A 19,113-nucleotide genomic window follows, 5' to 3' on the forward strand; every position below is an offset into this window, starting at 1 on the left:
CGCCCCTTGAACAACAAAGCCATTCTCTCATCCTGAGCATCTCCAACCCTGAGCATGGGGTGGATTTCTTTCGAACCTCTGCCACATCGCATCAATTAATCAACACAGGAATTCGAATCACATGAAAGCACTCACATTCAAACGCTATGGCAAATCGCCCGAGATTGGATTCGCCGAGGTTCCCTATCCCACGCTAAAGCCTGACGAATTGCTCGTTGAGGTTTACGCGGTGGGGTTGAATCCGATCGACAACATGATTCCAACAGGCATGTTCAAACCTATCCTTAAGTTCCCACTCCCGGCCACGATGGGAAGCGATTTGGCCGGAGTGGTGAAAGAGGTAGGTAGCCGCGTGACCCGTTTCAAACCGGGTGATGCTATTTTTGCCAGCCTGTTCGATCTCGGTTTGGGATCACTCGCCGAATTCGCTGTCGTGCCAGAGAATGTTGCCGCACTAAAGCCGACCAATCTGAACTTCGTGCAAGCAGCCTCGATTCCAATGGTCGGGTTGACCTCCTGGCAAGCCCTAAAAGAGCGGGCGAACGTTCGGAAAGGGCAAAAAGTATTCATCCCTGCCGGGGCTGGCGGTATCGGCACTTTCGCAATCCAGTTGGCAAAACACATGGGTGCAAAAGTCGCAACGACGACCAGCACAGGCAATGTTCAATGGGTCAGCAGCCTGGGTGCGGATGAGGTGATTGACTATAAGACGCAGGCGTTCGATAACGTGCTGCATGGTTATGACATGGTGCTGGGTACTCTCAGGGGAGATGAGATCAAAAAATCCATCGACATCCTTAAACCGGGAGGCAAGATTATTTCTCTGGTCGGGCCGCTGGATGCTGCGTTTGCCAGCTCTCGCCGACTGAACGTCGTTCTAAAGTTCCTCTTCAGCTTGATGAGCCGCAAGATCATGCGTCTTGCGGATAAACGCGATATCACCTACTCATTTCTGTTCGTGCGTTCTGATGGGCGTCAATTATCTGAAATTGGCGACTTACTTCAGTCTGAACAGATTCATCCCGTCATTGATAAGGTCTTTCCGTTCGACCAAGCCAAGGATGCGCTTGACTATCTTGCTCAGGGACGCGCCAAGGGCAAGGTCGTCGTTCAGCTCAAATAAGTGTTTCAATCAGGGCCTAATCTGATAAAGGTCCTCTCTCTGAGTCGTGTTACTCCATGATAGAGGCATTCTTACTGAGCACGACGTTGATCGCCGAGCTGGGAAGTGCATTCCTGATGGCGGATCTGGGGATTGCCGGAGAGGTTAAGCATGAAAGCTATATCGCTTCCTGGCTGAAAGCACTGAAGAACGGCAAGCGCTATATTTTCAAAGCCGCCAGCACGGCATCGAAAGCGCATCGTTATCTGATGGATAAAATCTGAAGCCGGGACAGGAAAACTGCCAGAGAATACGGTCTTCATGGTTTTTTAACTGGTAACACAGTGAGGCTCAGGCTGAGGCGGCACGTAGCGACGCGAGTACCAACAACCTTAACCTCACAGTGGAATGAATATCTCTCTGGCTTGGAGGCGAGTCCATATTGTTTATGGGACTATCGCCCGGACCGCGATATGCGTCTGTCCGATGACGGCTCCACGGCACCGATGGCCTCGATGATTTCGTACAGGTGTTCCACCACAGTCATGTCCTGGGCGGCCGTCATTGTCGCCTGCGACGGGCGAACCAGAAAGCCGTTGTGCGCAAGGCGTAGCATGGCAAGATCGTTGAAGGCGTCACCTGCGGCTAGAACGTGGCAACCCTGCTCCAGTAAGCGGGATATGTGTTCCTCCTTGCCATTTCGATCAGCCCACGCACATCCGGTTATCCAGCCGTCCGCATCTGTCTCCAGCGAGTGGCAGAATGACTCTGGTGAGCCAAGGGCATCAAGTAATGTGCCAGCCAGTTCGTAGAAACAATCCGAGACAATGTGGACCCGGTAGCCTCGTTGTTGTGTGAGTTGTTGGAGGAATGCAACCGCATCGGGATAAGTCTGGGTTTTCGCGATCATCGCTTGCACGTCCCTCAGGCGTAGGCCGTTTTTTCGGAGATGATCGATACGCCAGCGCATCAGTGCGGGGTAGTCGGGTTCCTCCCGCGTTGTGATGGACAGTGCTTCGATACCGCTGGCTTGCGCTATCTGTGGCCACAATTCTGGAATCAGAACACCTTCGAGATCAATACAGGCAATTTTCATCATATCCTCCTCCTTCATCAGGCGCTGACATTGGTAAAAGCCAGAGATGTACCGAGCACGATCAGGGCAACGCCAATGAACTTGTCGACAGTAAGCTGGTGTTCGAGCAAACGACGGCGCATGGCTGGGGATGCGAAGAACAGCGCAACGATGCTGAACCAGATCCAGTGAGATACCGACATGAACAGGCCGTAGGCGAAGTTGTGGCTCATCGGACTGTCCGCATGGACAACCTGGGTATAGGTCGCGACAACGAAAAGCATTGTTTTTGGATTGAGTGCGTTGGTCAGGAAGCCCATGCGGAAAGCCGCCAATGTAGATGGCGCAGAGCTGGAGGCCTCTCCCAGTTTGAGCACTGCTTTGTTGGTCAGCGATTTGTACCCGAGGTAGATCAGGTAAGAGGCACCCAGGACCTTCATTGCCATGAACAGCAGGGGCGAGTTGACGATGACTACGGCGATACCCAGTACCGTATACATCACATGGATCTGTACGCCGCAGGCAATACCAAACGCAGAAATTAGGCCGGTACGTGCTCCGAAGGCATAACTGTTTCGGGTGACCATCGCGAAATCGGGGCCTGGACTGATAACGGCCAGAATTGTGATGGTGGCTACTGCAATCAGTTCGTTCATCGTTTTAAAACTCCATTGGAATGCTGTGGAACGATCTGGCCGCTCCACAGACGGTGTCAGCGCTTGTTGAAGGTGATGACGAGGACATCGCGATAACCCTGTTGGGTGAGATCGCTTGCAAGGATCGGCGTCACGCCATGCATGGTGCGTTCGTCGTTGACGATAGCTGCGTCGAGAGGTACTGACAGCGTATAGCGGGCCAGCTTCTGGCGATCTCTGTCGTAGATGCCAGTCTCACCATTCAGTACGTTGACGCGGTTGACCAGCATCATGAATACGAAGCTTACACCGTCACGGTGGATGCCTTCTGGAGTGGGCAATGCTTCCGCACTGGTAGAGACGATCCGGAACTGATGAACCTCAATATGCCAATCGTAGAAAGGCGCCAGGTTGTTAAATGTGGCTCGGCACAGTTCCAGCGCCGACATCAAAATCCTCCCTGAAGCAATCGACGGCTCAATGGGGGCGAAATGCCGGGCAACACCGCCGTTAAGGGTGTTGTATGTGACGCTCTGATAGTGGGGTTGTGGTGGTTCAATCTGAACGCCTGAGGTCGATGTGGCGCTGTAGACCCCGTGGCGCCGAAACCGATACGTCCCACCGTCTTTCATGAACTGGTCTTGTTCCAGTCGGTTCCAGCTCTCCTGGAATTCGGTCCAGTCGTCCAGTATGTCCTCATCCTCAGCGGAGAGCAGCGACTGGGTCATTTCGGATGGCAGTATGATGTAATCTTTTTTGGCGATGATTTTGCACAGATTGTTGATGCGATTATGACTTGCAGTCTGTTTCAACTTTGGCTCAACAATGCTTTTTTCAGACGATAATATCTCCATTTATTACCCCAATATTTATTTTTTCGTTTGTTTTTGTGCAGTTGAGATTGAATTATTGAGTGCTTGCACCGGAGAGAAAAGCGATTTATCTTGAAGGGAATCTGTCAAATTTCATCGTGTATATGAAACTTCCGTCGTTGGCCTCATTCCGCTTTTTTGAAGCGGCAGCTCAAACCGGCAGCTTTGTGAAAGCGGCTGAACAACTGCATGTGACACATGGTGCCGTCAGTCGGCAGGTACGGCTTTTGGAAGAGGCTCTGGGTGTCGAGTTGTTCGAACGGCGGAACAGAGCGATTTTCCTGAACGCGGCCGGGCGCTTATTACATGCGACAACCACTTCGGTGTTTGAACAACTTGAAGGTGCCGTGTATCGATTGCAGCAGTCGGCGCGGGAAGATGTGATTGTGCTGTCCTGTGAGCCGACCATCGCCATGAAATGGCTGATTCCCCGGCTTCCCGCGTTTCATAGTGCAAACCCTGATATTAGCCTACATCTTGTGGCTGCCGGTGGACCGATTGATTTCGCCAGGTCCGGGGTCGATATGGCATTACGTCGCGATGACTTCCATTGGGATCAGGATGTTCATGCCGAGAAAATCTGTGATGAGTGGATGGGGCCGGTAACCCGTGCAAAGGAGGGATCCAAGGTGCGCCTTGACGGTGTGCGATTGCTGCACTCCGGAACCCGGCCGAAAGCATGGTCGGCCTGGCAACGCCTGTCGGGTATTTCAACGAAAGGCAGCATCCGCGTGGACTACGAACATTTCTATCTGTGTGTTCAGGCAGCGGCATCTGGCTTGGGGATGGCTATGGTTTCGTTCCTGATGGTGCAGGACGAACTGGAAAGTGGGCAGCTATATGCTCCTTACGGTTTTATTCGCGATGGTTCCAGCTATTGTCTGCTGTCGCCAAAGGCCCTGAGTCAGAATGAAAAGTGCGTACGGTTCAAAAAATGGCTCATGGCTGAGGCAGCGTCAAGCCTCTCGGTGGCATTGCCCCTATATTCCCAGACTGAAAACCATAACCTCGCTTAGAGCTGTGTCCACATTAGCTGGGTAGGAGCAACGGCTGACGGTGACGTTTGCAGGACGGCAACGGTAGCCGGACCTGTTGTTGGTGTTATGATAAGTGTATTGTGCCGTGTAATGCACACGTATCTCATACAGGAGAGCAATCATGACCGCGAAACAACGTAACACGCAGAGCGTGACCATGACGGTCGAGCGTGCCTTACTGCTCCGGGCGCGTGAAGCGGGCATTAACCTGAGTGCTACTCTGACAGCCGCCCTGGATGCAGAGCTTCGCCGTCATGAAGCGAAAAAATGGCAGGAAGAGAACAGGGAGGCCATCGACGCATTAAACCGTTTTCATGATGAGCACAGCTGTTTCAGCGATGAATACCGGACGTTTTAACCATGCATTCACCGTATACGGTAATACTGGGAAAAGCACCATTTACCCGCTGTTGCTCGATGTCACAAGCGACATTATTGGGCAGTTGAATCGCCGGATAGTGATCCCGTTACTCCCTGTTGAAAAGTACCCGGCAGGCCGCCGACCGGATCGCCTTGTCCCTGTCGTCAGGCTGACGGATGGTAAAGAATACGCCGTAATGACCCACGAGCTGGCAAGTATTCCTGTACAGGCGCTGGGGGCGGTATTTTGTGATGCGTCGCAGTACCGTAATCAGGTAAAGGCCGCCATCGATTTCCTCATCGACGGCATTTAGCCGTGGCTGTCGGGAGCCTGCTCCAGTTCGTCTATCGTGCGAAACAGAAACCTCTCCCGGTTTTTGGCATCAAACGGAACCGGAATACCGTTCCTTACCCGCATTCTGATACGGCCAAACAGCGCTGATGAGCGCGGTTTTGGTTTTGTCGTCCGCATAAATACAACGCCTTTTTTCTCGATGCCTTTCAGCAGAACGATGAGATGGCGAGGCTTCAGTTCCGTGACTGGCTGGTGCCCGATAACCGAAAAGATAGGGTTGTTCATCCTGGCGGTATTCTTCACGTGAACGTATTGAATACAATGCTAAAAAGCAAAAATCCCGCTTAAGTTGCCTTAAGCGGGATTTTCTAAATTTGGCTCCTCTGACTGGGATCGCCTTTGCCGTTAACTGGTTAATAAATAAGCTAAACCTGAATTCAATTTCTGTCAAGACCACCAGAATGACCACCAATAGTTGCAGATTATATAAATTTGGTGTGAGCAAACCTCGACATGTTTATGATCATATCTATAAGGGCATTGTTGATCCTGTCCCGATAGTGGAACTGTACCGAGGAAAAACTTGGCAGCCTGCTCTGTGCCAGACACGGACATTTCATACCTCGGTTTATGTGACCAAAATCAGTGTGGCACTACAGGGCGGTAGTGAAACCCCTGTGACTATACCAAACAAACTGGATCACGGTTGGCTAAGCGGTTATAGTCAAAGCGTTGCCAGCTGCTTGGGTTGCACATTAAATACCCATGTTATTAATAATGCTTATACACGAGTCTTTTCATGGAATATGTGGCTTTTGGTGATGAAAGCGGTACGACAGGGAGTGACCGTTGTTATGGTATTGGCTTATTGTGTATATGAAAAAACACACTGGATATATTCAATGAGCGTGTTCGGAAACTGCAAGACAAGTACGGCATCGTAGGTGAATTGAAATGGTCAAAGATTAAGAACAGCGCTGGGCAAGCAAACATCTGCCTTGAATTATTTGCTCTTGTGCTAAAAAATTCATGCTGTTTTCACTCTATCATAGTTGTGAAGAATATTTATAACAATTGGCAAACGAACAGGGAAATGGCGTTCTATCAGACTTACACTCTCCTTGTTAAGAATGCGGCACGTCAGCTTAAGAGTCCAATAGATGTCATGATTGACAAAAAAATTGATAAGTATAAGAAAAATGATGAGGTTACTGGGATCATCGCCAATAATATGTTGGCTAAAGCTGGTATAGATAAACTGGTGACGTCTGTAACGATGCATGATTCCAAACATCACTTGGGTTTACAGGTTGTAGATATTTTAACGGGGCAGTAAACTCTGGTTACCTTAAATTTCTCAATTCTCAGTTGCAGTTATCGGTAGCAAAGGAAATAGCATTCAAACGAATGGCAGCAATGCTTGGGTGGGACCATTTTCACTATGATACCTATCCGAACAAAGACTTTAATATCTGGCACTTTCCTCTTGAGATGCGAGGTGTACCGAGGTCGATGAGTATCAGACCAAATTATGGCGTGCCATTTGTTATGAGAGATGAGCTGACTTGATTACTTGTTTTAAAATTGTTACTCAGAACCTTGGGTATCGAACGTCTTCGAATACGAACAGTACTGCGACCGTGTTACAAATCTTTAGGTGTATTTAGCTCAGACTTGATCTAGTATTGTCACGATACAGAGCTAAGCCTTGCCTGACAGGCAGTTCTGTGCAAAATGCGGATATTCCCTGTATAATTATTATTATTTATAAAATAATATATTAAGATTGAGAATAGAAAGGACATCACTGATGTGCGCATACAGACCCCCAAGCGTAAGAAATTTTAAGTTGTACATAGGTGAGCTTACAGCAGAAGCAGCTGCAGTCCATATTTCGTTATTAGAGTCCAAAAAATTCGAACTTGAAAATGAGAAATATTGGAGTGAAAAGGCTGAAGAGGCAGGTATAAAACTTGAAGGTATAAAATCTGATATAGTGCTAAATAGCCAGAATAGACTCGCAATTGTATCGCTTTATAGTGGGTTTGACTTATTTTTGGAAGAAATTGAATCCGAATGTAATCGTTATGGCTTCCAGTGGGAAAAAAAAGATAAAGTTTCCCCTTTGAAAATACTAGAAAACAATTTCACTAAAACGCCATTAAATAAAACAAACTTCCGGTATGAATCTGATTCAGCCGATTATTTTAGGCTATTACGCAATTCAATTGCTCATCCAAGTATAGAGAGCAAAAAGAAAGCAATTGAATATTATAACTCTAAGAAAAACTCCCTCGACTTCTTGCAAAAAAAATACAACATGATTTCGGCTCCAAATGAGCCAAACAGCTTATCATTTCATGATATTAAGTTTTGGTGCCAATTTCTTTTAGACTTTACAGAACAAATAGCAGAACTCCTTGAACCTACGGAGAAAATGATTTTTGATAGCATCCCGTTCAATACTTGGAAAAAATATGGTGAAGATCACGAAAAGATAAAAAAAGTTGCTAAAACCTATATACATTCACAATACTCTTATGATCTTGACAAGGCAGATAAAATCATAGAAAATTTCTATGACTCACTCGCTTAATAGGTAAAGCAACTCCCTTCATAAGCGCCTTGCAATAGGGTGCTTATGAAGGAGTAGCTCTGAGTTCGATTCTCAGGTGAGTCGCCAGCCAAAACCAGACAATCAAATTTTTGTTTCAACCAACTTTCTATATCTACAATAGTCCTCAGTGCTGAGGCCGATTCTTAGCTCATAGCTGACCTACAGTGGCATGCATTCTCCCGCTCTGCGCCAGAAGCGAACATCTCGGACGTTACAGCACGTTAGGTCAGATATCTAAAAACGCATGGTCCGCTTGGGTGGGGTACTTACAATGGTTTTTAGCTGGCTATAAATTATGAGACCATTAAATTGGCCTCCATTGGTGTTAAATGTCTGCAATGAGGGATATTTGCTTTTGGTAAAATGTGGAAAGTTTCTTTCCTTTGTCTTTATCGATACTTTGAACAAAAGACAATATGCCTCTTATAATTTCATTTTTATTTTGGACTTCATTTCTTACTAGGTCATATATTCTTTTTCGGTAGACGCAATAATTTTTTTTACTGATAGTAATCCTGGGTGTTACAGTTAACCCTGTAACTTCCCTTCTCACCTTAGGACCAAGGAATTTTTCTTTTTTTGTGTTAACGGTAAATCCCTCATCGGCAATTATCATTTTTATTAAATAAGATGCTCTCTGTAAGATAAGTATTTTATTTCCTGATATGCAAAGATCATCAGCATAACGTGTGTAAGTTAAAACCCTTTTTTTACAATATGTAGATACACGATGGTCGAGTCTTAAGCAAACGAGATTAGATAAGGCTGGTGAAGTTGGTGCCCCTTGAGGTAAATATCCACTTTTAGTACAAAAGGACGTAAGTATAAATGCTATATTATTGTTATATCCAATATTTCTGAATAATGTATATACATGAGATGCTGGTACATTGGTAAAAAAATCTTGTAAATCGAGATTCAATACGTATTGATTTCCTTCATGTGGTTTAGCATTGTCAATGATAGATTTTTTTCTTACAAAGCCTTTTGCATAAATTGATGGTGCTAATTTATCTAAAATATATCTAAGAATCCATCGTTGTATTGCTTTCAACTCTCTTAGAGGGCTTTCGATGTGCCTAATGCCACCGGTTTTTTTTTTCATTTCTATACGATGGTAGTATTTATCATTATTTAAACTGAATTTGGAGATAACTTCTTTCGGAAGCCTGAGGGATTGTGACAAATCGTCAACATTCTCAAGAATTGGAAGAGATAACAGTTGCTGGGTATACTTTCCTTGATGAGTATTCATGTTTATTTCATCATAGTAGAGTTGTATTTATATGCTCGAAAATAGTGTGCTAGTTTTTAACGACTACAGCGAGGAAGGGGAATGAGCATCCATACCTAGGAAGGTATGGATGCGAAGCATCCTTCCGTAAGGCGGATGTACGAGTCCCCCAAATCACGGTGGGCGGGAATTGGGGGACTCGATCATCGCGCTATCTCTGTGATGAACTGCGGGAACGGAGAGACTCTCCATCCACTGTGAACTTGACTAGCGAACCAGTAAGTCACCTGCTTAAAAACTAGCACACTGCGGAATTCTATGATGAAACACTAATCAGTGTCTAGCATATTGTTTATTCATGATTCTTGTTCTTAGTGCAGTGAGTGATGATTTTAAGTGGAAACTATTTATTATTGAATCATAGCCCATTTGAGTTATCGTGAATAAACCCTCTTGCTGGTTGATCATACCAGCCCTTATGAGTGAGTGCGTTGCAGCTTTACAGGCAATATTATCCCTACTTTCGAATTTTCTCTCCATGATAAGTTCCATGGTTTTGTACACTGACAATAAATTCAAATCATCAAACAGGTAAGTTAAAAGCAATATATGCTTCGAATATAATAAGATGTTATCTAACTCTTTCTTCTTTCTTCCGCTTGGAAGTGTTGCCTTAATTTTATTGAGTACTGCTTTTACATGTATTGAATTCTTTTCATCGAAATTTTTTGGAATGTCATATATTTCACCGCCATGAGTTCGAACTAGCCTAACAGGCCCGTGATTTATAAAACTTTTTCCTGACTTGAACTCACCCATCCTCATTACTAGCATTTTTTTTGCTAAGGCTTTATCCATGGAAAATGCACCTAATTCAGCGAAAGAGCCAGGACTTTCAGGTATGAGAATTATCAGGTCAACAGAGTTCGCAAGTTGAGTTTCAAGGGATAGCAGGCTATTTTTCCCTTGTCCTTCAAGGAGGTCTTCAAATAAATCTTCTGGGTAGGTAAGAGTTATTCCTTTCTCTTGAGAAAGAAAGGTTGAGAATTTATATCTGAGGCTTTTTTTATCAGTTTTATCTTTTCCACATAAGAATATTGTTTTTTGTGATTCATCAAATCCATTTATTAATAGATCTCTAATTTCATCGATGGTTTGATAGATATGTTGGTCGTAAAATTTATTAATGATGCTCTGTTTGAGAGGTTTCATGATTATTCCTAACAATGGCATTTCTCATAAATATCATGGTATTTTATGATAAAAAAAGAAGGCTTGCATCATAAATTTTTAATTTATGCAGTATTGCTGTAATTTCATGACCGATTTGGTTCAAAAAGATAAGATGAAATTTATTGCGGTATATTTTTAATTTATATTCCGTCGCATCAAGTGTGAGTTGTAACTTATAATTTTGTTAAGGTTGCTGATTGTTCAAAATGAGAGTAAATTAAATGTTTTGTTTTTTCAAGAGATAATTTAAAGGATAATTCACGAATATAAAAACAGCCAGTTTTTATATGTACGATTTGAGATATCGTTTGGACTGTTCCCACACTGCATAATTTTATTATGCCCTACCTCAAGATACAGGAAATTTAGATTTGAACTAATACCCCTAAATTCAACCCCAACCTCCATTTCACCGCTGCGGCCCAAGGGGCGCTACGCCCGACTATCCAGTGTCAGTTTTTTCTCCCGTGTGCTTTCCGTTCCCCGTATCAGCTTCCGGTTAATCGTTTCCCACCACAACCCGTCTCGCAAGGGTAAATGGCACGCATTCTGCGCCCTTGCGTGCCGGAACGATGCCGGGAAAGCGAACCGTCAGGCGATACGAAGACGAAAATCACACCACTGACGGAGAAAAAACCATGACCATTTCCCTGCATACCCAGACTAGCGCCCCTAACACCGCAGCGGCGACCAGCGTATCCCCGCTGGAGCAGTCAGGCTCCTCAAAAACGACATTTTCCAAAACCAAAACCGATATTTATCAGACTGTCACCGACAGCATCATTACCGCGCTGGAAGCCGGAGTGAAGCCCTGGACGTGTCCGTGGCAACGAGTGCCGGGCATGTCTGAGTTGCCTTCCAACTTCGCAACCGGTATCGCGTATAGCGGAATGAATATCATGTTGTTGTGGTGCAGTGCGTCAGAACAGGGCTTCGGTGATTCACGCTGGATGACCTACAAACAAGCACAGGCAGTAGGCGGGCAGGTTCGCAAAGGCGAGCACGGCACGACAGCCATTTTCTATACAACCTTGGAAAAGGAAAACGAAGACGGAGAAATCGACCAGATCCCGATGCTGAAAACGTTCACCGTGTTCAATGTTGAACAAATCGACGGCCTTCCGCTGACAACTGAGGCGGTTAGCCCCGCTGAGACGTTCGAGCCGTTACCACAGGCTGAAAACCTGTTGCGCCGCAGTGGTGCCCGCATCGTAGAGAAAGGTCAAAGTGCCTTCTTCAAACCGTCAACGGATGAAATCTGGCTACCGGAACGCCATCTTTTTTCCGATGCCGCTAATTTCTACGCTACCGGTCTGCATGAGCTGGTTCACTGGAGCGGAGCAAAAATACGTCTTAACCGTGAAATGAAAGGGAAGTTTGGTAGTGAAGGTTACGCCTTTGAAGAGTTGATCGCCGAGCTGGGAAGCGCGTTTCTGATGGCGGATCTGGGGATTGTCGGAGAGGTTCAGCATGAAAGCTATATCGCTTCCTGGCTGAAAGCGTTGAAGAACGACAAGCGCTATATTTTCAAAGCCGCCAGTGCGGCATCGAAAGCGCATCGTTATCTGATGGATAAGGTTTGAGGGGCAGGGGACTACGCTGCAAAGGAAGGCGGCGTTAACCTGATATCGGGGCAGGCAGCGTGGCGGATGTTTCAATTTCCCTGAGAATATTCCGGGCATTCAATGCCCGGAATATTCTCAGGCTGCGGGTGCGGGCGGCAAAGAGCCCGCGCATCCCGTAAACGACGTTTGTACATCGGTGATTGCTGTAAACGACGGCTCAGGTATGACGACTGACTGTGAAGTTTGCAGGACTGCAACGGTAGCAGAACCTGTTTTTGGTGTTGTGGTAAGTGTATTATGCCGTGTAATGTGCACGTATTTCATGCGGGAGAGAAACCATGACCGCGAAACAGCGCAACACGCAGAGCGTGACCATGACGGTGGAGCGTGCCTTACTGGTCCGGGCGCGTGAAGCGGGGATTAACCTGAGTGCTACTCTGTCAACCGCCCTGGATGCGGAGCTTCGCCGTCATGAAGCGAAAAAATGGCAGGAAGAGAACAGGGAGGCTATCGACGCATTAAATCGTTTTCATGATGAAAACGGCTGTTTCAGTGATGAATACAGGACGTTTTAACCATGCAATTCACCGTATACGGTAATACCGGGAAAAGCGTCGTTTACCCGCTGTTGCTCGATGTCACGAGCGATATTATTGGGCAATTGAATCGTCGGATAGTGATCCCATTGCTCCCTATTGAAAAGTATCCGGCAGGCCGCCGACCGGATCGCCTTGTCCCCGTCGTCAGGCTGACGGACGGTAAAGAGTACGCCGTAATGACCCACGAGCTGGCAAGTATCCCTGTCCAGGCCCTGGGTGCGGCGTTTTGTGATGCTTCTCAGTACCGTTCTCAGGTAAAGGCTGCAATAGACTTCCTCATCGACGGGTTCTGACGTTTCTTTCTATGCTGTTAAACAGGCATGCCTTTAATCGTGGCTGACGGGAGCCTGTTCAAGTTCGTCGATAGTGCGGAACAGAAACATCTGGCCTTAAATGGAACCGGAATACCGTTCCTTGCCACCGTTCTGATTCTGTCAAACAGCCTAACCAGACCGTTGCTGTTAGCATTCAGAAAATTAGCCCACTATTGCAGCATCAGACGACGCTGTTCAAGGTGCTTGGTGGCTTTACTCTCTGTCCGCTCTGTGCCAAGAGCGGAAGTTGCTTAGCGTTTGTCTGAATCAACGAGGATCGGGTCAGGGTCATCCGGACTGTATAACACAGCAGCAGAAATCAGAGCTTCGCCGTTTTGCGTGCCTTCATTTTTCTAATTCGCTTACGGCTAAATATAAGCCTGCCATCTCCCAGATCATATCGTCCGGAGTGTATTGCCAGCCAGAACTGCAGCGTTATTAAATAGGGGTTAATAAGCAGTCTGCACAGGTGTTTGCGAAACACACCATTCAGAGTAATGGGGCCAAATCTCGGATGGTTAAGCGAGAAATAGCTGTATTCCCCCAGTCGCCAGCGCCAGTACGACTTCATTTCTTTTTTTGCGTCCTCAATTGCACTACTGTTCCAGACCACGCCCCAGCGTCTTTCCCATGTGTCTCTTAACATCCAACCATGCATCAGAGAAAACCGTTGTGAGTCAAAAGGCGGTTGTTTTTTGCCACCGGGTAGCGTAATGACGCACTGAGTAAACTGTGTTTCAGTAATTGAAAAATAAATTCCGCGTTCAGAAACCTCCATGAGTTCCTGACGTGGTATCTGGTTTAGGTTAACAATCAGCACAGACTGGTCTAGATTGACCAGATCAATTTTCTGCTGGTAACGGATACCATGCCCTGACGCCTCGAAATAAAGAGAGAGGTTCTCCACAAGCGTCCCTTTTGCCCGGAACGCCACGCGGGATTTAACCGACTCATGATCGGCTGAATGAGCAAGCCGCTTCGAGTACTCTAAATGCTCACCCAGTGGCTCCCAGTGTGCACCTAATTGATGGCGTCTGAATTTATATTCATGCGATTTCTGATAGGTTTTCAGTAACCATAATCGTGTGATCTTTTCCCAACCCCATTTGAAGAGGCGTCCAGCTAAACTCCACGGCATTGGTAAACTCATCTGTCTCTCCTGTATTTTGATCTGACGCTATCACTTTTCTTCAGAGAGAAATAAAGGCTTTGCGTATCCTTACTTATTGTATAAACCTAATAGCCGTCGCTTGCTCATGACAAGGATTTCACCTGTCGCCAAGTCTCTACGCCTAGACGTGTCATCGCGTCAAATGCAGCTTGCTTAAGCCTAGCGTACTCGGTGTGATTGGATGCTGCCGCTTGCAGGAATGCTGTTTGCATGAATGTGAGCGCCTGCTGAAGCGCGTCGCGAAGCTCGGCTTGATCAGATTTAGCTGGATTCAGCATTAGCGTGATCATGTTACATTGCTCCATGATATCAGAAGACATCACATCAAGTTGCTGCTGTGTAGTTGCACTTGAGCCGGGAGCAACTGGACGCATCAAAAGGTTGTACTGCAGGTCAAGCTGTTTATATAAATTTGACAACCTTTCACGAATATCTTGCAGCCAACGAAGACGCTCTGTCGCTACAAGATTCGCCTGCAGGCGTTTGGTTTCGAGTTCCAAATCAGACTTCGCCTTTTGTCTGGCAACCAAGTAGCTGGCAAGCCCTCCGGCCAGTGCGCCGAATACCCCGGCAGCCGCAGAGATCAGCGCGACAAGAGTTGATGAACCCGTGGGCACATTGCCGCTTGGACTCGGGACTGTAGTTACGGCCGGCGTTGGCGGCATGCTAACGGTCTGGGAAACGGTGTTTGATCCGCAGACGATGCTTATTTCAGGTCTAGCAGTCTGCGCAGGCTTGCGAGGCTGCGTTGGATGCGGAAGCTCACATACGGCCTTTGCGCCGGACTCTTCAGCCCACACAGGAGCAAAAGCGAATAGCAACGCCGAGAGAGAAAGTATTCGCAGTTTCAAATTCATAGGTTTGCCTGCCACTCCTTGAGACGGCTAACAGTGATTAGATGGAAGGCTGTATTAACACGTTAATAGTGCCTTCCATCTAGCCCCACTCCTGACTGATACAGAGTGCGACAAACGGTTATTTAAATCAATCACATAAATCCCATCCTTCTGAACGTATTCGCTTGACCTCTTCCTTTTTTGCAAACATTTAGGGCTGTAGAGAAAAACAGCGAAGGCATTGACCATGGCAAGTGCCGGTAAGGCTACCGGCCCTGAATGACAACTTCCAGTCAGCTTGTTGCCTGCATTGTGGTGCTGACCTGAATCAGTGTATATCCGCTCTTCGCTCACTGCGGACCTTCAGTTCAGCTGCTTCGTGCCAACAGCAGACGTTGCTTTAATCAGTATTTGCTAATCAATGCAGTGCAGGTTAATCATCTTCACGGTTTTTTTGATCACTTATTACTCGCTCAGCTTCCTGGTCGTAGCCATCCGCTAAAACTCTTAAGGTAACGGCGAATCGCTGATAGCCTGCATTTTCTACTTCCTCTGCTTTTGTCCGAAACTGATCCGCCAGTTCTCTCTCAGGTTTCCCAGTTGGATCGACCCAGTGTGCACCGCGAGAATTGTAGGTTCCTCGTCTGTAGCCTTCACGCATGCTTTCAGCATCTCGGTCATTTAATGCAGAAGCGATCGCTCGGTTTATCCACAAGCCATCGGGATCGGAGGGAGCAGTAATTAAAACTTCGCCAATTTTGCTTAGTGCAACCCCTAAATGACCTGATTCTGTTGCAACTTCCTTAACCTTCTCAAGCCATTCAGTAAAGTTATCTGCTCTAAACGTACCATTTTGTTGGCTTCCCGGTAGGGTTTCCCATTTTTCTAGGAGTCGCCATGCATTTCTTGCAATAGCTTTCGATTGCTCAGTGGGTTCACTGGCTGAAGGATCCTCTTTGTCGGAACGGAAAATAAGTCGAATTACCTCACAGAAAAACTCTGGGTCATTAGCCATCCTGTTTTCAAGTAACTGGGGCACAGTACCTCTGTGACCATCTAGCAGAGGAATATATGCCCACTCAACGCTAAATAGATCTTCCTGATTTACATCAGATTTAGTCTGAAGAAATTTGATTAAAGTCGTTATGTGGTATGCGTCCATGTTGGAGCTTGATTCATCAGTTGAAAGGGCCGCCAGCAACGCACGAACACACTGATTAGCATCGATAGGCTGTTTGTTCTGATACATTCTGTACAGACAGTGGATTGCCGCATGGGGTCTGCCATGTTCAATCAGTTTATCAATGGCTACAGCCAGCTCTCCTTCAGACTGATAGGCATTGGTATCGGTACGGGTCCAGTATTCGCTTTCGAAAGCTTGAAGGTATTGAGAAGCTCGTCCCCATGTCTCCCCGGAGAAAGGTAAATAGGCAAGGAACTGGCCTAACTGTTTAGGGGTCCATTCAGATTTGCTGAGATTGTCGCACCACTCCCAACCCTTGAGCCAAAAACGCTTCCAAATAAAGGCGCTTACCAATGCCTTGTGCTTATTTTCTGTTGTGTCCAGGAAATGAGGTAACAGGATAGTTTCGAACACATCATTGCTGAACGTTCCAAGTATACTGCCGACCTTGTTGGGTGCAGAAACGTTGTCAGCAAATCGTATAACACCCTCTGCCCCATTAAGCCGAAAAATTTCCGAAATTGCGGATTCGCGCCTCGCTTCGGTTTTCTTTTGCTGTTCTTCCCAGTCACCATTTTCATCGTAGAGGTCAAAGTCCCGGTTTGAGAAAAGATGCTGGTATAAGTTAAATGGATTGGTGGGAGCCAGTTGCTCGGCAACATTTTCAATGCGGGTTATCAGATTATCAGGCAATGCCCAATTGGCATCAGAGTATCGCTTGTGTTTATTTGATAACTGATTGAGATGATCCCATATCAAAACACGTTTTTCTTCATGCAGCCCGATAATAGGTTTAGAGGAGAGAACCTCAAGGAGTTGATCGAAAGCGGGGGCTGGCAGATGATCAAAATGGTCAATTAATACGGTCAGGCGACCGGTATCTTCTCCGACGCTCGCAACGGCAAGCTCCGCATAAAACAGTGTCTGCTGCCAGTACTCCTGATTCGTTACTTCGTTTTCCCAGTCATCGGGGATGGTTCGGCGCCAGGAAGGTTTGTGTGTCCCAAAAGAGGTTTGATGTTGACCAGGCAAAAGCTGAACAAGCAAATTCCAGGCAATGTCAGGCCATTCGTTAAAAATGACTTTTACAGCAACCTGGCGCTTTTCAATTGATGCGAGCGTTTGCGGCAACCACGGCAATAATATAGTGGAAAGCGAATTGGATGGCCGATTAGACCACTTCCCCCCCGGGTCGTGGCTGGCGAGTTCAGCAAGTACAGCACAGACCCTAACCAGATGTTGTTCATCCCAGGCTAGCCCTTCCAGGGCCCATAGCAGTCCAGTCAGATAATTCCCCCCAATGATGCCATTTCCCTCTTGGGAAAATAGCTCATCAAATGCACAGGGTGTCTGGTGCATTGCCTTCTCAACTGCATCAAGAAATTTTGCGGGAGCGGCTTCAGCGAGCGTGGGTAATAAGCCGTTCAGGCTACCCCATAAAACCCAGTCCGCTTCATTTAAAATTTCGCGAATCGCTACGTTACTGCAAGCTTCGGCCTTCCCCTGAGAACAGTTAATGCAAGCCTCTGGTTGGCTTCCCAGGATAGCCATACCCTCAGCTATACCCTGTCGCAGCATAGGTGAAAAATGGAGCTCTTTACCATAAATGCTCGCAGCGTAACGCTCTTCAGCGGGTAATTCAAAAACAGGGTCTGGCTCTTTAAGTACTGAAATAGTGAGAAACTTGAACAAATCGAGATTCTGGTCAAGTATACGGGACCCCAGAATACTCCACAGATCCATTCGATTAGCGACTTTCCAGACGCCATTTCTGACAGACAAAGGGCTGTCCGGTACATGTAATATTTCTCGCGCCTTCCTTAACCATTCGTCATAACCAATACCAAGCAACTGGGTTAGCACGTCCAGGTCATATTCATTTTTTTCATTCCATCTCCCGACTAATACTGCAATGGCTAAACAGGAAGCATCAGGATGGTGGGCCCAGTCGGTTTGTACTATCTGCGATACCGCTCTTAATTTTTCGGGAATCTCAGCAACAACTCTTTGTTTGAACACTTCTGAAAGATCGTCTGGGATCTTACTGGATGTGATAGTTCCAGCATCCTGATTCCATGTTTGCACGATATCGACTATCCGCGACCAGACCCATTGAGGATACTGCTGATGAAATTGCGCGATGTGGGAATGCAGCAGAGCCAGAACAACACCGAATTCATTACCCAGATCGTAGCCGAGCAAGTGGAAATGGTTCAAAAATTCATACAGTTCATCATCTGTTAGATCGTTACCGTCATTTGCTATCTTCAGGTGATACTGGAGGACCTCCAGTTTCTCGCTGCTTCTGGCTGGGCTGAACTTGGCTTGCCGCACGTTCCTAAGAAACTCATCCGCATTTTTGGTATGCCTGGCTTGATTAAGCAGCCATTGCACATTGTGGGTATCGGTCGAACTTAGCGGACCGGTGATCAGCGCAATGACATCTTTCTTCCTGGTGAACACCTCGGGATTATTGAAATCATTCCAGGCGGCCTGTATCACTTCCCCAAATATCGCGCTACCTTGCGTAATTGAAATGGAATGCTTGATTTGCCCAAGAAGCTTCTGCTTTTCTTTACTGGTGGGATTCTCAACAACGACAATGAGGTCGTCGGTATCAAAACCTTCAATCTTTCCCTGAAGTTTGATTTCTACAATAGGCCAGCAAGGAAGACATGGGGCATTGCCGCTAGTGAGCATCAGTGCAACAAACGACGCCTGAACATGTGCCTCAAAATGAACACCGCCACCGCCTGTAGAAAAAGGATTGCTCAGATTTTTTTTATTTGCCATAAACAATCACATCCGTATTTTTGATTCAGAATAAATTAGAAATCGGCTAACTCAAACTTTATTCCGCTCGCATCGTGAATTGCGACTGTTTATGTAGACACTCTTGTGGAGTCAGTCTACAGTCCAATAAATGTCCGCTGTTCGCTCTTAGCCGACCATGAGATTTGGCAACGCCAGATCTGTAAGTATACC

Annotated in this window: 17 protein-coding genes, 1 tRNA gene and 3 pseudogenes; 11 read left to right on the plus strand and 10 right to left on the minus strand. The window is 46.6% G+C overall.

Annotation, left to right across the window (positions count from 1 at the left end):
- Positions 1-121: 121 nt before the first annotated feature.
- Both DZE2538_RS06850 and DZE2538_RS06855 read left to right on the plus strand, forming a co-directional pair.
- Positions 122-1,123: an NADP-dependent oxidoreductase gene (locus tag DZE2538_RS06850; RefSeq protein WP_038913604.1), complete on the plus strand. Its 1,002-nt coding sequence runs from the start codon at positions 122-124 to the stop codon at positions 1,121-1,123.
- An 86-nt stretch (positions 1,124-1,209) separates the two neighbouring features.
- Positions 1,210-1,386 (plus strand): annotated as a pseudogene (locus DZE2538_RS06855) (zincin-like metallopeptidase domain-containing protein); the annotation flags it as partial.
- A 170-nt stretch (positions 1,387-1,556) separates the two neighbouring features.
- On the opposite strand, the gene thrH reads toward DZE2538_RS06855, so the two are convergent.
- From thrH to DZE2538_RS06870, 3 genes are read right to left on the minus strand one after another with little or no spacing between them, the layout of a single operon-like run.
- Positions 1,557-2,201 carry a bifunctional phosphoserine phosphatase/homoserine phosphotransferase ThrH gene (gene thrH, locus DZE2538_RS06860; RefSeq protein WP_019844783.1) on the minus strand — a complete coding sequence of 215 codons (645 nt, stop codon included), beginning with the start codon at positions 2,199-2,201 and terminating at the stop codon, positions 1,557-1,559.
- 14 nt (positions 2,202-2,215) lie between these two features.
- Positions 2,216-2,833 (minus strand): LysE family translocator, encoded by a 618-nt coding sequence (locus DZE2538_RS06865; protein WP_038915934.1) that lies wholly within the window; start codon positions 2,831-2,833, stop codon positions 2,216-2,218.
- Positions 2,834-2,889: 56 nt separating this feature from the next.
- Positions 2,890-3,666 carry a 2OG-Fe dioxygenase family protein gene (locus DZE2538_RS06870; protein WP_038915935.1) on the minus strand — a complete coding sequence of 259 codons (777 nt, stop codon included), beginning with the start codon at positions 3,664-3,666 and terminating at the stop codon, positions 2,890-2,892.
- A gap of 122 nt (positions 3,667-3,788) precedes the next feature.
- Here DZE2538_RS06870 and DZE2538_RS06875 point away from each other — a divergent pair, with 122 nt between their 5' ends.
- The 3 genes from DZE2538_RS06875 (at position 3,789) to DZE2538_RS06885 (ending at position 5,395) form a co-directional block, all read left to right on the plus strand.
- Positions 3,789-4,700 carry a LysR substrate-binding domain-containing protein gene (locus tag DZE2538_RS06875; protein WP_038915936.1) on the plus strand — a complete coding sequence of 304 codons (912 nt, stop codon included), beginning with the start codon at positions 3,789-3,791 and terminating at the stop codon, positions 4,698-4,700.
- Between the two features lie 142 nt (positions 4,701-4,842).
- Complete coding sequence (locus DZE2538_RS06880; protein WP_038915937.1) at positions 4,843-5,079, plus strand: type II toxin-antitoxin system CcdA family antitoxin; 237 nt, start codon at positions 4,843-4,845, stop codon at positions 5,077-5,079.
- Positions 5,060-5,395 (plus strand): CcdB family protein, encoded by a 336-nt coding sequence (locus tag DZE2538_RS06885; protein ID WP_038915938.1) that lies wholly within the window; start codon positions 5,060-5,062, stop codon positions 5,393-5,395. Before DZE2538_RS06880 ends, DZE2538_RS06885 begins: the two co-directional genes overlap by 20 nt.
- Here DZE2538_RS06885 and DZE2538_RS21455 read toward each other — a convergent pair.
- A complete protein-coding gene (locus DZE2538_RS21455) occupies positions 5,392-5,661 on the minus strand; it encodes a hypothetical protein (RefSeq protein ID WP_050568659.1) in 270 nt (89 codons plus the stop codon). The genes DZE2538_RS06885 and DZE2538_RS21455 overlap by 4 nt on opposite strands.
- Before the next feature lie 514 nt (positions 5,662-6,175).
- Here DZE2538_RS21455 and DZE2538_RS06895 point away from each other — a divergent pair.
- The 3 genes and pseudogenes from DZE2538_RS06895 to DZE2538_RS20805 all read left to right on the plus strand — a co-directional run bounded on the left by DZE2538_RS06895 (position 6,176) and on the right by DZE2538_RS20805 (position 8,059).
- A pseudogene (locus tag DZE2538_RS06895) lies at positions 6,176-6,945 on the plus strand (DUF3800 domain-containing protein).
- 280 nt (positions 6,946-7,225) lie between these two features.
- A complete protein-coding gene (locus DZE2538_RS06900; RefSeq protein ID WP_201765541.1) occupies positions 7,226-7,972 on the plus strand; it encodes a hypothetical protein in 747 nt (248 codons plus the stop codon).
- Positions 7,958-8,059: transfer RNA gene (locus DZE2538_RS20805), tRNA-OTHER, on the plus strand. Before DZE2538_RS06900 ends, DZE2538_RS20805 begins: the two co-directional genes overlap by 15 nt.
- A 259-nt stretch (positions 8,060-8,318) precedes the next feature.
- Here the strand turns inward: DZE2538_RS20805 and DZE2538_RS06905 are convergent.
- Positions 8,319-9,248 (minus strand): retron St85 family RNA-directed DNA polymerase, encoded by a 930-nt coding sequence (locus DZE2538_RS06905; RefSeq protein ID WP_038915940.1) that lies wholly within the window; start codon positions 9,246-9,248, stop codon positions 8,319-8,321.
- Between the two features lie 312 nt (positions 9,249-9,560).
- A complete protein-coding gene (locus tag DZE2538_RS06910) occupies positions 9,561-10,439 on the minus strand; it encodes a retron St85 family effector protein (protein WP_050568726.1) in 879 nt (292 codons plus the stop codon).
- A 659-nt stretch (positions 10,440-11,098) separates the two neighbouring features.
- On the opposite strand from DZE2538_RS06910, the gene DZE2538_RS06915 reads away from it, so the two are divergent.
- From DZE2538_RS06915 to DZE2538_RS06925, 3 genes are all read left to right on the plus strand, one after another.
- Positions 11,099-12,043 carry an ArdC family protein gene (locus tag DZE2538_RS06915; protein WP_038915941.1) on the plus strand — a complete coding sequence of 315 codons (945 nt, stop codon included), beginning with the start codon at positions 11,099-11,101 and terminating at the stop codon, positions 12,041-12,043.
- 320 nt (positions 12,044-12,363) lie between these two features.
- Positions 12,364-12,600, plus strand: coding sequence for a type II toxin-antitoxin system CcdA family antitoxin (locus DZE2538_RS06920; RefSeq protein ID WP_012769207.1), 237 nt, complete (start codon positions 12,364-12,366; stop codon positions 12,598-12,600).
- A 2-nt stretch (positions 12,601-12,602) separates the two neighbouring features.
- Entirely contained in the window at positions 12,603-12,917 is a 315-nt protein-coding gene (locus DZE2538_RS06925; protein WP_038915942.1) for a CcdB family protein, read from the plus strand.
- A 33-nt stretch (positions 12,918-12,950) separates the two neighbouring features.
- Here the strand turns inward: DZE2538_RS06925 and DZE2538_RS21460 are convergent.
- From DZE2538_RS21460 to DZE2538_RS06940, 4 genes and pseudogenes are all read right to left on the minus strand, one after another.
- Positions 12,951-13,075, minus strand: a pseudogene (locus DZE2538_RS21460) (mobilization protein mobC); the annotation flags it as partial.
- A 182-nt stretch (positions 13,076-13,257) separates the two neighbouring features.
- The gene (locus tag DZE2538_RS06930) at positions 13,258-14,088 is read right to left on the minus strand and encodes a hypothetical protein (RefSeq protein ID WP_038915943.1); all 831 of its coding nucleotides are present in this window, start codon (positions 14,086-14,088) and stop codon (positions 13,258-13,260) included.
- Positions 14,089-14,192: 104 nt separating this feature from the next.
- Positions 14,193-14,966 (minus strand): hypothetical protein, encoded by a 774-nt coding sequence (locus DZE2538_RS06935; protein WP_038915944.1) that lies wholly within the window; start codon positions 14,964-14,966, stop codon positions 14,193-14,195.
- A gap of 412 nt (positions 14,967-15,378) precedes the next feature.
- The gene (locus tag DZE2538_RS06940; RefSeq protein WP_038915945.1) at positions 15,379-18,921 is read right to left on the minus strand and encodes a hypothetical protein; all 3,543 of its coding nucleotides are present in this window, start codon (positions 18,919-18,921) and stop codon (positions 15,379-15,381) included.
- Positions 18,922-19,113 lie beyond the last annotated feature (192 nt).

This window comes from Dickeya zeae NCPPB 2538 (assembly GCF_000406165.1).
Lineage (GTDB): Bacteria > Pseudomonadota > Gammaproteobacteria > Enterobacterales > Enterobacteriaceae > Dickeya > Dickeya zeae.